The sequence below is a fragment of the Burkholderia sp. BDU5 genome (assembly GCF_001522845.1).
GTDB classification, from domain to species: Bacteria; Pseudomonadota; Gammaproteobacteria; order Burkholderiales; family Burkholderiaceae; genus Burkholderia; species Burkholderia mayonis.
This window is the reverse complement of record NZ_LOWC01000130.1, coordinates 72500-84840: the sequence shown is the minus strand read 5'-3', so window position 1 is coordinate 84840 and position 12341 is coordinate 72500. Positions and strand designations below refer to the sequence as shown.

Below are 12341 nucleotides of genomic sequence, written 5' to 3'. Positions count from 1 at the left end.
GAGATTCACCGATGCTATCGTCCTCATCCTCGCCGCGCGTGCGCCGCGCCGCGCGCGCATTCGCCGCCGCGCTGGCCGCGCTGGCTGCGGCCGCCGCCGCGCGCGCGGAGCCGCAGGGCTTTCTCGAAACGCTGCATCGCCACGCGACGCTCGTCAACACCGTGCCCGACAACGGCGACCAGAACCCGTACGCGATCGCCGTCGCGCCGGTGTCGGCGGGTGCGGTGCGGCAAGGCGACGTGCTCGTCGACAACTTCAACAACGCGGCGAACCTGCAAGGCACCGGCAGCACGATCGTCGACTATCGCCCGTCGACGAAACAGATGAGCGTGTTCGCCGCGATCCCGCGCGACCTGAAGACGTGCCCGGGCGGCGTCGGCCTGTCGACCGCGATGACGATGCTGAAATCCGGCTGGGTGATCGTCGGCAGCACACCGAGCAACGACGGCACGACCGACACGAAGGGCGCGGGCTGCCTGATCGTGCTCGACAGCGAAGGCAAGGTCGCGTCGACGATCTCGAGCCCGAACATCAACGATCCGTGGGGCAACGTGGCGGTCGTCGACGACGGCGACCGCGCGACGCTCTTCGTCAGCAACGCGGGCTTCGGCGTCGGCGGCGCGAACGGCAATCCGCCCGTGTTCAAGCAGGCCACCGTGCTGCGGCTCGATCTCGAGATTCCGGCCGGCAAGCCGCCCGTCGTGAAGCGAGAGACGGTCGTCGCGAGCGGTCTCGGCGCGCAGGCCGACAAGGGCGTGTTCCTGGTCGGCCCGACGGGCCTCGCGCTGTCGGGCGACCGCAGCAAGCTGTACGTGTCGGACGCGATCGGCAACCGGATCGTCGAGATCGACGATCCGCTCACGCGCGACACGAGCGCGGGCGTCGGCCGCCAGGTGACGGCGGACGGCTTCCTGCGCCGCCCGCTCGCGCTCGCGACCGCGCCGAACGGCCATCTGCTCGTCACCAACGCGCTCAACGGGCAGGTCGTCGAGATCGATCCGGCGACGGGCAAGCAGCTCTATGCGCGCTGGATCGACACCGACAAGGCGCAATCGCCGCCCGGCAACGGCGACCTGTTCGGCATCGCGATGACGCCGGAAGGCGACGGCTTCTATTACGTCGAGGACGACGTGAACACCCTGATGCTGGCGAAGTGAGCGCTCCGATGACAGACGACCTCCATTCTCTTTCACGCCCCGCGCGGCGCGGCTTTCTGAAGGCCGGCGGCGCAGCGATGGCGGCGGGCCTCGCGGCCGCCGCCGTACCCGCGGCCGCCAACGCGGCGCAGGCTGCACCCGCCGGCGCGGCGCCGCACGATGCCGTCGAACCGTTCTACGGCCCGCACCAGGGCGGCATCGTGACGCCGCAGCAGAGTCACGCGTATTTCGCGGCGTTCGACCTGACGGCCGCCACGCGCGCCGACCTGATCGCGCTCCTGAAGTCGTGGACCGAAGCGGCTGCACGCCTTGCCCGCGGTGAAACCGCCCAGCCGCTCGCCGCCGAGGGACCCGGCGACGACAAGCCGCCCGTCGATTCGGGCGACGCGCTCGGCCTCGGCGCGGCGGGCCTCACGATCACGTTCGGCTTCGGACCGGGCATGTTCGTGCTGAACGGCAAGGATCGCTACGGCCTCGCGCGCCGCCGCCCGGCCGCGCTCGTCGATCTGCCGCGCTTCAACGGCGACCAGTTGCTGCCCGAGAAAACGGGCGGCGACCTCTTCGTGCAGGCGTGCGCGAACGACGCGCAAGTCGCGTTCCACGCGGTGCGACAGCTCGCGCGCCTCGGTGCGAGCGCCGCGCGCATCCGCTGGGGCCAGACGGGCTTCATCTCGGGCAAGCCCGGCGAAACGCCGCGCAACCTGATGGGCTTCAAGGACGGCACGCAGAACCCGCCGCGCGACGATCCGGCCGCGATGAAGCAATTTGTCTGGGCGGGCGACGAAGGTCCGGCATGGATGAAGGACGGCACGTACACGGTCGTGCGCCGCATCCGCATCACGCTCGAGCACTGGGACGGCACGGAACTCGGCTTTCAGGAGCAGGTGGTCGGCCGCCACAAGTACAGCGGCGCGCCGCTCGGCAAGCGCAACGAATCCGATCCGCTCGATCTCGATGCAGTCGACGCCGACGGCAATCCGGTGATTCCGGACAACGCGCACGCGCGGCTCGCGTCCGCGCAAGCCAACAACGGCGCGCAGATCCTGCGCCGCGCGTATTCGTACAACGACAGCACGAACTTCTACATCGAGCGCTGGCCGCCGTGGCGCCAGCAGACCGAGTACGACGCGGGGCTGATGTTCGTCGCGCACCAGCGCGACCCGCGCACGGGCTTCATTCCGATCAACGAAAAGCTCGCGAAGCTCGACATCATGAACCAGTTCACGACGCACGTCGGCAGCGCGATCTTCGCGTGCCCGCCGGGTGCGCGAACGGGTTCGTACATCGGCGCCGCGCTGTTCGAAGCCTGAACGCCGACGTCCCGACCAATCCGGATCACCGAAAGAGACACACCGACATGAACAACGCATGCATCCTCCGCGGCCTGCGCCGCCATGCGTCGACGACGGCCATCGCCGCCGCCGCCGCGCTAGCGCTCGCCGGCGCGCTGGCCGCGCCGCTCGCGTCCGCCGCGACGCTCACGCTCTATAGCGCGCAACACGAGCAAGTGGTCAACCAGCTCGTGAAGGACTTCGAAGCGCAGACGGGCATCGGCGTGAAGGTGCGCACGGGCGAAGGCCCGGCGCTCGCCGCGCAGCTCGTCGCCGAAGGCGACAGGACACCCGCCGACGTCTACTTCACCGAGAACTCGCCCGAGCTCGTGCTGCTCGACGAAAAGGGCCTGCTCGCGAAAACCGACGCGGCGACGCTCGCAGCCGTGCCCGACCGCTTCAGCTCGCCGGACGGCAACTGGGTCGGCGTGCTCGCGCGCGAGAACGTGCTCATCTACAACGTCACGAAAATCCAGCCGCAGCAGTTGCCGGCGTCGCTCCTGGATCTCGCGAAGCCGGAATGGAAGGGCAAGGTCGGCATCGCGCCGAGCGACGCCGATTTCCTGCCGCTCGTGAGCGGCGTGCTCGCGCTGAAAGGCGAGGCGGCGACGCTGCAGTGGCTGAAGGGTCTGAAGACCAACGCGCAGATCTTCGACGACGAAGAAGGCGTGACGGCCGCCGTCAATCGCGGCGCCGTCGCGACGGGCATCGTCAACAACTACTACTGGGCGCGCCTGCACGCCGAGCTCGGCGACAAGGCGATCCGCAGCGCGATGTTCCATTTCGCGAACGGCGACGTCGGCGGCCTCGTCAACGTATCGGGCGCGGCTGTGATGAAGGCGTCGAAGCATGGCGCCGACGCGCAGAAGTTCGTCGCCTATCTCGCCGGCGAGCGCGCGCAGAACCTGATGGCGAAGGGGCGCGTCAGCTTCGAGTATCCGCTGCACCCGGGCGTCGCGCCCGATCCGATCCTCAAGCCGTTCGACCAGTTGAGCCCGCCCGCGATCACGTTCAAGCAGCTCGGCGACGACAGCCAGGCCGGCAAGCTGCTGCGCCGCGCCGGCCTCCTGTGAGCGCGCCCGCATGACCGACACCGTCGCCCGCGCGACGCCCGCCGCGCCGCCGTCCGTTCCCGACCGCGTGCCGCGCCGCGTGCCGCGCGGGCTCGCCGCGGCGGCGGCGCTCGGGCCGCTCGCCGTGCTGCTGCCGATCGCGTTTACCGCGTATCGCGCGGCAAGCCTCGGCGCCGGCGACGCGAGCGAGCTGCTGTTCCGCCCGATCGTCGCCGAGCTGCTCGGCAACACGCTCGCGATCACGTTCGCCGCGACGCTCGTGTGCGCGGTGCTCGGCACGGCTGTCGCGTGGCTCGTCGAGCGCACCGATCTGCCCGCACGCCATCTGTGGGCCGCGCTCGCCGCGGCGCCGCTCGCCGTGCCGCCGTTCATCACCAGCTATGCGTGGGTATCGATCAGCCTCGACCTGCAGGATTTTATCGGCGCGCTGCTCGTGCTCGCGTCGTCGTATTTCCCGCTCGTCTATCTGCCCGTCGCCGCCGCGCTGCGCGGGCTCGATCCGGCGCTCGAGGAAAGCGCGCGCACGCTCGGCTGCCGCCCCGCGCACGTGTTCGCGCGCGTCGTGCTGCCGCAACTGCGGCCCGCGCTGCTGGGCGGCATGCTGCTCGTCGCGCTCGGCGTGCTGTCCGAGTTCGGCGCGTTCACGCTGCTGCGCTATCGCACCTTCACGACCGAGATCTACGCCGAATACCGGATCGAGTTCGACGGCGGCGGCGCCTCGCTGCTCGGCTGCCTGCTGATCGCGCTGTGCCTCTTGTGCGTCGTGCTCGAATTCCGCGTGCGCGGCCGCGCACGCTACGACCTCACGCATCGCGGCACGCGTCGCGCCGCTCACCGCTACGCGCTCGGCGCATGGCGCTGGGCGGCGGTCGCGGGCCTCGCGGCGCTCGCCGCCGCGACGCTCGGCGTGCCGCTTACGATGATCGGCTACTGGCTCACCCAGCAGGGCGTCGCCGCCGTCACGCCCGCCGACGTGTCGCCCGAGTTGCTGTGGAACGCGACGCTCGCATCGGCCGGCTTCGGCATCGCCGCCGCCGCGCTCACGGCCGCGCTCGCGCTGCCGCTCGCCTTCCTGCTGGTGCGCTATCCGAGCCGCATCGCAACCGCGCTCGAGCGCCTCGTGTTCACAGCGCAGGGGATGCCCGGCATCGTCGTCGCGCTCGCGATCGTGTCGCTGACTGTGCGGCTGTTGCAGCCGCTGTATCAAAGCACGCCGATGCTGATCGTCGCGTATGCGATCCTGTTCCTGCCGCTCGCGCTCGTCAGCGTGCGTGCGGCGGTTGCGCAGGCGCAGGTGCGCCTGGAGGAAACCGCGCGCGCGCTCGGCCTCACGTGGATGCAAACCATGTGGCGCGTGCTGCTGCCGCTCGCGGGCCCGGGCCTCGGCGCGGCGGCGACGATGGTGTTCATTTCCGTCGTCACCGAGCTGAACGCGACGCTGCTGCTGTCGCCGATCGGCACGCGCACGCTCGCGACGCAGGTATGGAGCGATACGTCGACGCTCGCGTTCGCCGCCGCCGCGCCCTATGCGGCGCTGCTCGTCGCGCTGTCGCTCGTCGCATCCGCACTGCTGTTCGTGCTGCTCGGCCGCTCGGCGGTCCGCGCGGTTCCGTCGGGCGGCGCCTGACATCTTGTCTTTTGCGGTCCCCATGAGCGAACTTCGCATCCAGCACGTGCACAAATCGTTCGACGGCCACGCCGTGCTGCACGACGTGAGCCTGACCGTCGGGCGCGGCGCGCTGCTCGCGCTGCTCGGCCCGTCCGGCAGCGGCAAGACGACGCTGTTGCGCATCCTGTGCGGCTTCGAGCGCGCGGAGCACGGCACCGTCGACATCGACGGACGCCGCGTCGCGGGGCCCGGCGTCCATCTGCCGCCCGAAGCGCGGCGCATCGGCTACGTGCCGCAGGAAGGCGCGCTGTTCCCGCATCTGACGGTCGCCGACAACATCGCGTTCGGCCTGCCGCGCGCGCAGCGGCGCGCGCACCATCGCGTCGCGGAACTGCTCGACATGGTCGGCCTGCCCGGCGCGTTCGCGCACCGCGCGCCGCAGCAGCTCTCGGGCGGCCAGCAGCAGCGCGTCGCGCTCGCCCGCGCGCTCGCACCCGGGCCGTCGCTCGTGATGCTCGACGAACCGTTCTCGTCGCTCGACACGTCTCTGCGGCTCGAAACGCGCGCGGCCGTCGTCGACGCGCTCGCCGCCGCCCGCGCGACCGCCGTGCTCGTCACGCACGATCAGCCCGAAGCGCTGTCGCTCGGCGACGAGGTCGCGGTGATGTGGCAGGGTCGGCTCGTGCAGACGGCGCGGCCCGAAACGCTCTATCGTCAGCCGGCGACGCGCGAGCTCGCGTCGTTCATCGGCGATGCGATGCTGTTCGAAGGCGTCGTCGAACGCGGCTTCGTCGTGTGCGTGCTCGGGCGCCTGCCGCTGCGCGCACCGCTGCCCGACGGCCCCGTCGATGCGCTGCTGCGCCCCGAGCAGATCCGGGTCCAAAGCGCATCCGCGCCGCGCGCCGACCATGAGCGCTGGCACGATGCGATCGTGCGCGACGTGACGTTCGGCGGACAGGATGCATATCTGCGCGCGCAGCTCGTCGACGCGCCCGATACGCTGATCCGCGCGCGCGTGCCGGGCTATCGGTGCCCGGCGCTCGGCGAGCGGATCGTGCTCTCGGTAGACGACGGCGTGATCGCGTATCCGCGCTGAGGGCGCGCGAAGGCAGGCAAGGGAAAGGACCGGTGCGCCGCGCGGGCCGCCGCTATCCGCGGCTCAGCGCAGCGATCCGTACGAGGACGACGACCGCCGCGCGCCATCGATGCTGACGCTGCCCGCGCCCGTCACGTACAGCAGCAGGAAGCCGCCCGCGATCGCGACGTTCTTCCAGAAGTGCACGACCATGTCGCGCTGCAAAGCCGAATTGGTCGCGTCCCAGAAATTGTGACCGATGAGCGCGGCGGCGAGCGTGTAGAACGCGAGCACGAGCGCGAGCGGCTTCACCTTGTACCCGACGACGAGCAGCAGGCCGCCCAGCGCTTCGAGCGCGACGATCGCGGGCGCCGCGACCTGCGTGAACGGCACGCCGAGCCCCTTCAGATAGCCGACGAACTCGCCGTAGCCCAGAAGCTTCATCGCGCCGCCCCAAAGGAACAGCACGGCAAGCAGGAGCCGTGCGAAAAAAATGACGCCGGAATCGACGGAACGCGTCATGCGTGACCTCCTGGTGATGAATCGACGCAGCCGCGCCGGGCGCGGCTATCTCGTAAATCCGCCAGAATAGGAGGTCTCGTCCGTCGTTCCAAGCAAAAGGTTGTAGCAAATCTTTACACGGCAGTCCGTACGAAGCAGCGCAAAACAGGGCCGCAGCGCAGGTGCGCGGACCCGCATGCATCACGTTTTCGCCGGCAGCAACGAGCCAGCCCACGCTGTCACGAACCGCGGCGTGCGCACCGGCGCGCTCGCCGCCGACGCGTTCAATGCACGACCATCCCCGTCAGCCAATACGCCTGCACGCAAGTCATCACGCCGACGATCAACGCGAAGAACAGGCTATGCCGGAGCGTGAAGCGGAACAGATCCGCCTCGTGTCCGACGAGACCGACCGCCGCGCAAGCGACCGCGATCGACTGCGGCGAAATCATCTTGCCCGCGACGCCGCCCGTCGTGTTCGCCGCGACGAGCAGCGTGCTCGGCACGCCGATCTGCTGCGCGGTCGTCGCCTGCAGCGAGCAGAACAGCGCATTCGACGATGTGTCGGAGCCCGTCAGGAACACGCCGATCCAGCCGAGCAGCGGCGAGAAGAACGGGAACGCGGCGCCCGTGCCCGCGAGCAGCAGCGCGAGCGTCGTCGACATCCCCGAATAGTTCTCGACGAACGCGAACGCGAGCACGAGACCGATCGACAGCACCGGACGCTTCAGGTCCTTCAGCGTCTCGACGAACGTGCGCAGCCCGGCGCGCGCCGGAACGTTCAGGATTGCCATCGATACGACCGCCGACAGCAGGATCGCCGTGCCCGTCGCCGCGAGCAGATCCCAGTTGAACACGGCGGGCACGGGCGTCGGATGCGCGACGACGGGCGCCATCTTCTGCGTGAGCTTGTCGAGATGCGGAACGTGGAACGGCAGCGTCGTGAACGCGAGCGCGCCGCCCTTCGCGAACAGCGCCTTGAACGGCTTCATGCTCCAGATCGTCACCATCACGGTCAGCACGACGAATGGCGACCACGCGCGCACGATCTGCGCAAGCGAATACGGCGAAGGCTGACGGCCGCCCATCGCGCGCGCGCCACCCAGGCCGCCCGGCATGCCGCCCAGCGCGAGCGCGCCGCCGCCCGCCGCGGCGACCATGCTCGCGCCCGCGGCCTCGCGCGCGCGCTTCGGCTGCCACACCTTCAGGAACGACGCGAGCGCGACGAGGCTCGCGAGCGCGGACGTCACGTCGGGCAGCTCGGGCCCGATGTAGTTCGACGTGAAGAACTGCACGAGCGAGAAGCTGCCGCCCGCGACGAGCGCGGCGGGCCACGTTTCGCGCACGCCCTTCACGCCGTCCATCACGAACACGAGCCAGAACGGCAGGAAGAACGACAGGAACGGCAACTGGCGTCCCGCCATCGCGCCGACCGCCATCGGATCGAGGCCCGATACCTGCCCCGCGACGATCACGGGAATCCCGAGCGCGCCGAACGCGACGGGCGCGGTATCCGCGATCAGGCAGAGGCCCGCCGCGTAGAGCGGATTGAAGCCGAGGCCGACGAGCAGCGCGGCCGTGATCGCGACCGGCGCGCCGAAGCCCGCCGCGCCTTCGAGGAATGCGCCGAACGAGAAGCCGATCAGCAGCATCTGCAAGCGCTGATCGTCGGTCAGCGACACGATCGAGCTGCGGATGACATCGAACTGGCCGCTCTTCACGACGATCTTGTAGAGGAACACCGCGGTGACGATGATCCATGCGATCGGCCACAGGCCGTACGCGAAGCCGTAGGCGGCCGATGCGAACGCGCGCTCGGCGGGCATCCCGTAGACGGCGATCGCGATGACGAGCGAAAGCGCGAGCGTCAGCGCGCCCGCGACGTGCCCCTTGAGCCGCAGCACCGCGAGCGACACGAAGAAAAGAATGATCGGCGCGCCGGCTGCAAGCGCCGACCAGCCGACGCCGCGAAGCGGCAAATAGACCTGGTTCCAAACCTGCACGGGTGTCTCCTTCCATGAATGAATCTGAATCGGGCGACGGCCTCGCGGCCGTTCGAATCGATGCGCCGGTCAGTGCCGGCGCTTTGGTATCGGTGCGGTGCGCGAGGTGGGCGCGCGTCGCCTGCTTCTGGGTGTCGGGGGATTCAACGTCGTCGAATCGCCGGGTTGCTGCGTTCGGTTTTCGCTTCTTGCCGCTTCTTGCCGCTTCTTTGCTTCTTTGCTTCTTTGCTTCTTTGCTTCTTTGCTTTGATGCTTTGATGCCGCCCCGCGCATTTGCGATATCGCGACGACGCCGCGCAACAATCAGCACACCGCACTGCTTTGCGCGACCGCGTCGTGCATCAACGAGCATTTCGACGAGCAACGCGCGATGCAACGCGCGACTTGACGCGGCACGATCCATCGAGCACGCCGCGGTCGAACGCGGCGCGCATCGGATGCCCCATCCATGCTGGCTTTCAGGCGTCGTCGCAAATCAGCACGAGAACCCGCTGCGGCCCATGCACGCCGACCTGAACGGTCTGCTCGACGTCGGCGGTGCGCGACGGTCCCGTGATCACGTTGACCGCGCGCGGCAACACAGGCACCGACGCGCGCACGCGCGCCCACGCGTCCTCCATCGTCGCGACGATCGCACTGCGATTCACGAGCACGACGTGCGTCGCGGCGACGAAGTTGAGCGACGTCGGCGTCGCTGCCGACGACAGGCACATGACGCTGCCCGTCTCCGCGATCGCCGCGAACGACGGCGTCACGCTGACGAGTCCGTCGCGCCGCAAGTCGACGCCGGGCAGCGCGCCGTGCGTGCGCCACGGCAGCGCTTCGAGCGCCGCCGCGACGACGAACGGCGCACCGGCCAGGCCCGCGTCGCGCAGATATGCATCGACGGCCGCGGGCGCGTCGGCGGCCGTCGCGATACGCGTGCACGTCGCCGACACCTGCTGCGCCTTCGCGACGAAGCGCGCGACGAGATCGACGTCGCCGAGCGAAATCGCCGGGCCGCACGCGGCGGAAGACGCGGCGGAAAACGATGCGTCCGGCGCGAACGCGGCATTCGCATTCGACGCGGCGGATGCACCCGCGCCCTTCGTTTGCGCCTGCGCCGGAAACTGCGCGGCGAGCTGCGCGCGCTCGCTGCCGAGCGCCGCGCGAATACGGCCGAGAATGTCGTCGCGCGCGCTCATCGACGCACCTCCGATTGGTTCGCGCGCGTCGCGTCCCACGTCTCGAAGAACGTGCGCGGCGGCGGTTTCGGCAATTCGCGCGAATCGGTCCAGCCGGATGCGAACGGCACGCGCGCGATGCTGCCGCGCTTGCCGCCGAGGCCGCGCAGCACGCGCGCGCCGACGCGCGTCAGCCAGTGATACAGCGTCGGCCGCCGCGCGACCACGCCGAACGCGCGCAGCAGGAAGCGCGTACCGGGCGCGGTGAGCCGCGCGTCGAACTGCATCCCGCGCAGCTTCTTGAGCAGCGTCGGCAGCGGAATCTTCACCGGACACACTTCCGCACAGCGTCCGTTCAGCGTGCACGCGTTCGGCAGATCGGTGTCGTGTTCGATACCTTGCAGAAGCGGCGTGAGGACGGCGCCCATCGGCCCCGGATAGACCCAGCCGTATGCATGCCCGCCGACCGCGCCGTACACCGGGCAATGGTTCATGCACGCGCCGCATCTGATGCAGCGGAGCATGTCGCGGAACTCGCCCGCGAGCATCCGCGTGCGGCCGTTGTCGACGAGCACGACGTGATACTCGCGCGGCCCGTCGAGATCGTCGTCGCGCTTCGGGCCCGTGCTGAACGTCGTGTACGACGTGATCTCCTGCCCCGTCGCGCTGCGGCCGAGCAGGCGCACGAACAGCGCGACGTCGTCGAGCGTCGGCACGACGCGTTCGATGCCCGCCGTCACGATGTGCACGCGCGACAGCGTCGACGTGAGATCGCCGTTGCCTTCGTTCGTGCAGATCACGTTCGAGCCTGTCTCGGCGACGAGATAGTTCGCGCCCGTGATGCCGACGTCGGCGACGAAGAACTTGTCGCGCAGCACCTTGCGCGCCTCGCCGACGACGTCCGCGACGGTCTCGCGCGGCCCGTCGTATTGCGCGGCCGAATGATGCTCGGCGAACAGTTCGGTAACCTGACCGATCGTCTTGTGCAGCGCCGGGAACACGATGTGGCTCGGTCCTTCGTGCGCGAGCTGCACGATGTATTCGCCGAGATCGGTTTCGACGACCTCCATCCCCGCGCCCTCGAGCGCGGCGGGCAGCCCGATCTCCTCGCCGACCATCGACTTGCCGCGCGTGATGGTCTTCGCGTTCGCGTCGCGGCAGATCTTCAGCACGATCTCGCGCGCGTCGGCCGCGTCGTTCGCCCAGTGGACGACGCCGCCCGCGCGCGTGACGGCCGCTTCGTAGCGTTCGAGATACGTATCGAGATTCGCGAGCACGTGATCCTTCACCGTCTTCGCGCGCTCGCGCAGCAGCTCGAACTCCGGCAACAGCGACACGACGCGCCGCCGCTTCTCGATCCAGCCTTCGCCGAGCATCCCGAGCGCTTCCTGGAGCTGCGCATCGTGCAGCGCGGCGCTCGCGCGCGCCTTGAACGTCGTCGTCGCAGAAGGTTGCGCGCTCATTCGCCCTCCCCGCAGATCGGATCGACGTTCATCCCGGTCAGCACTTCGGCGACGTGATAGACGCGCACCGGGCTCCCTTCGCGCTTCAGCCGCCCGCCGATGTTCATCAGGCAGCCGAGATCGCCGCCCGCGAGCACGGCCGCGCCGCTCGCGGCGACGTTCGCGGTCTTGTCGCTGACGATCTTCGTCGAGATCTCCGGATACTTCACGCAGAACGTGCCGCCGAAGCCGCAGCAGACTTCGGCATCCTTCATTTCCTTCAGCGCGACGCCCTCGACGCGCGACAACAGCGCGCGCGGCTGCGCCTTGATGCCGAGGCCGCGCAGGCCCGAGCAGGTGTCGTGATAGGTCAGCGTGCAGTCCGGCACCGCGACGCGCTCGGGGCCCGCCCAGCCGAGCACGTCGGTCAGAAAGCTCGTCAGCTCGTGCGCGCGCGCGGCGAGCCGCTCGGCGCGCGGCTTCCAGGCGGGATCGCTCGCGAGCAGGTCCGGATAGTCGTGGCGCAGCGTGCGGATGCACGAGCCGGACGGCGCGACGACGTAGTCGTAGCCTTCGAACACGTCGATCGTGCGGCGCGCGATGCGGCGCACGTCGTCGAAATCGCCGCTGTTCAGCGCCGGCTGGCCGCAGCAGGTCTGCGCGCGCGGCGCATCGACCGTGCAACCGGCCGCCTCGAGCAATTGCACGGCGGCGAGCGCGGCGCTCGGCCGAAAGAGATTCGCGAGGCACGTGACGAACAGTCCGACGCGCGGCGTCTCGCGGGCGCCGCCGGGCAAGCCGGCGGTCTGCGGGGATGGGTCCATGTGTTTCTTCCCGGCCGCTCGTCGCGGCCGCTTCTTCGCTTCAACGGATCGCCGCGCGATCGCGCGCGGCTGGCTTCGGTGACCTATACTTGGTCATGTTGGTCTGACCACGCTGGCCAAGATAGTGAGATGGCAACCGGCTGTCAATGTCGCGGCCATCAGG

The 12341-nt window shown here is 69.6% G+C and carries 10 protein-coding genes; 5 read left to right on the top strand and 5 right to left on the bottom strand.

The genetic code is table 11. The features are described from left to right. Positions 1–11: 11 nt before the first annotated feature. From WS69_RS20620 to WS69_RS20600, 5 genes are read left to right on the top strand one after another with little or no spacing between them, the layout of a single operon-like run. Entirely contained in the window at positions 12–1157 is a 1146-nt protein-coding gene (locus WS69_RS20620) for a hypothetical protein (protein WP_059472536.1), read from the top strand. A gap of 8 nt (positions 1158–1165) precedes the next feature. After that, entirely contained in the window at positions 1166–2467 is a 1302-nt protein-coding gene (gene efeB / locus WS69_RS20615; RefSeq protein ID WP_059472535.1) for an iron uptake transporter deferrochelatase/peroxidase subunit, read from the top strand. Between the two features lie 47 nt (positions 2468–2514). Beyond that, entirely contained in the window at positions 2515–3561 is a 1047-nt protein-coding gene (locus tag WS69_RS20610; RefSeq protein WP_059472534.1) for an iron ABC transporter substrate-binding protein, read from the top strand. Between the two features lie 10 nt (positions 3562–3571). Continuing rightward, the gene (locus WS69_RS20605) at positions 3572–5188 is read left to right on the top strand and encodes an ABC transporter permease (RefSeq protein WP_059472533.1); all 1617 of its coding nucleotides are present in this window, start codon (positions 3572–3574) and stop codon (positions 5186–5188) included. Positions 5189–5210: 22 nt separating this feature from the next. Beyond that, entirely contained in the window at positions 5211–6266 is a 1056-nt protein-coding gene (locus WS69_RS20600) for an ABC transporter ATP-binding protein (RefSeq protein ID WP_059472532.1), read from the top strand. A 63-nt stretch (positions 6267–6329) separates the two neighbouring features. Here the strand turns inward: WS69_RS20600 and WS69_RS20595 are convergent, their stop codons facing one another. The 5 genes from WS69_RS20595 to WS69_RS20575 all read right to left on the bottom strand — a co-directional run bounded on the left by WS69_RS20595 (position 6330) and on the right by WS69_RS20575 (position 12178). After that, entirely contained in the window at positions 6330–6767 is a 438-nt protein-coding gene (locus WS69_RS20595) for a DoxX family protein (RefSeq protein ID WP_059472531.1), read from the bottom strand. A 263-nt stretch (positions 6768–7030) separates the two neighbouring features. Continuing rightward, complete coding sequence (locus WS69_RS20590) at positions 7031–8749, bottom strand: lactate permease LctP family transporter (protein ID WP_059472530.1); 1719 nt, start codon at positions 8747–8749, stop codon at positions 7031–7033. 458 nt (positions 8750–9207) lie between these two features. Next, positions 9208–9933 (bottom strand): LutC/YkgG family protein, encoded by a 726-nt coding sequence (locus WS69_RS20585; RefSeq protein WP_059472529.1) that lies wholly within the window; start codon positions 9931–9933, stop codon positions 9208–9210. Continuing rightward, complete coding sequence (locus WS69_RS20580; protein WP_059472528.1) at positions 9930–11375, bottom strand: LutB/LldF family L-lactate oxidation iron-sulfur protein; 1446 nt, start codon at positions 11373–11375, stop codon at positions 9930–9932. The genes WS69_RS20585 and WS69_RS20580 overlap by 4 nt, the downstream gene beginning before the upstream one ends. Beyond that, positions 11372–12178 carry a (Fe-S)-binding protein gene (locus tag WS69_RS20575; protein ID WP_059472527.1) on the bottom strand — a complete coding sequence of 269 codons (807 nt, stop codon included), beginning with the start codon at positions 12176–12178 and terminating at the stop codon, positions 11372–11374. Before WS69_RS20575 ends, WS69_RS20580 begins: the two co-directional genes overlap by 4 nt. Between the last annotated feature and the right edge of the window lie 163 nt (positions 12179–12341).

What these genes read in the sequence shown, in the direction of transcription:
- WS69_RS20600 (WP_059472532.1), top strand. Translation starts at nt 5,211, where the DNA reads ATGAGCGAACTTCGCATCCAGCACGTGCACAAATCGTTCGACGGCCAC.
- WS69_RS20605 (WP_059472533.1), top strand. Translation starts at nt 3,572, where the DNA reads ATGACCGACACCGTCGCCCGCGCGACGCCCGCCGCGCCGCCGTCCGTT.
- WS69_RS20620 (WP_059472536.1), top strand. Translation starts at nt 12, where the DNA reads ATGCTATCGTCCTCATCCTCGCCGCGCGTGCGCCGCGCCGCGCGCGCA.
- WS69_RS20575 (WP_059472527.1), bottom strand. Translation starts at nt 12,178, where the DNA reads ATGGACCCATCCCCGCAGACCGCCGGCTTGCCCGGCGGCGCCCGCGAG.
- WS69_RS20610 (WP_059472534.1), top strand. Translation starts at nt 2,515, where the DNA reads ATGAACAACGCATGCATCCTCCGCGGCCTGCGCCGCCATGCGTCGACG.
- efeB (WP_059472535.1), top strand. Translation starts at nt 1,166, where the DNA reads ATGACAGACGACCTCCATTCTCTTTCACGCCCCGCGCGGCGCGGCTTT.
- WS69_RS20585 (WP_059472529.1), bottom strand. Translation starts at nt 9,933, where the DNA reads ATGAGCGCGCGCGACGACATTCTCGGCCGTATTCGCGCGGCGCTCGGC.
- WS69_RS20595 (WP_059472531.1), bottom strand. Translation starts at nt 6,767, where the DNA reads ATGACGCGTTCCGTCGATTCCGGCGTCATTTTTTTCGCACGGCTCCTG.
- WS69_RS20580 (WP_059472528.1), bottom strand. Translation starts at nt 11,375, where the DNA reads ATGAGCGCGCAACCTTCTGCGACGACGACGTTCAAGGCGCGCGCGAGC.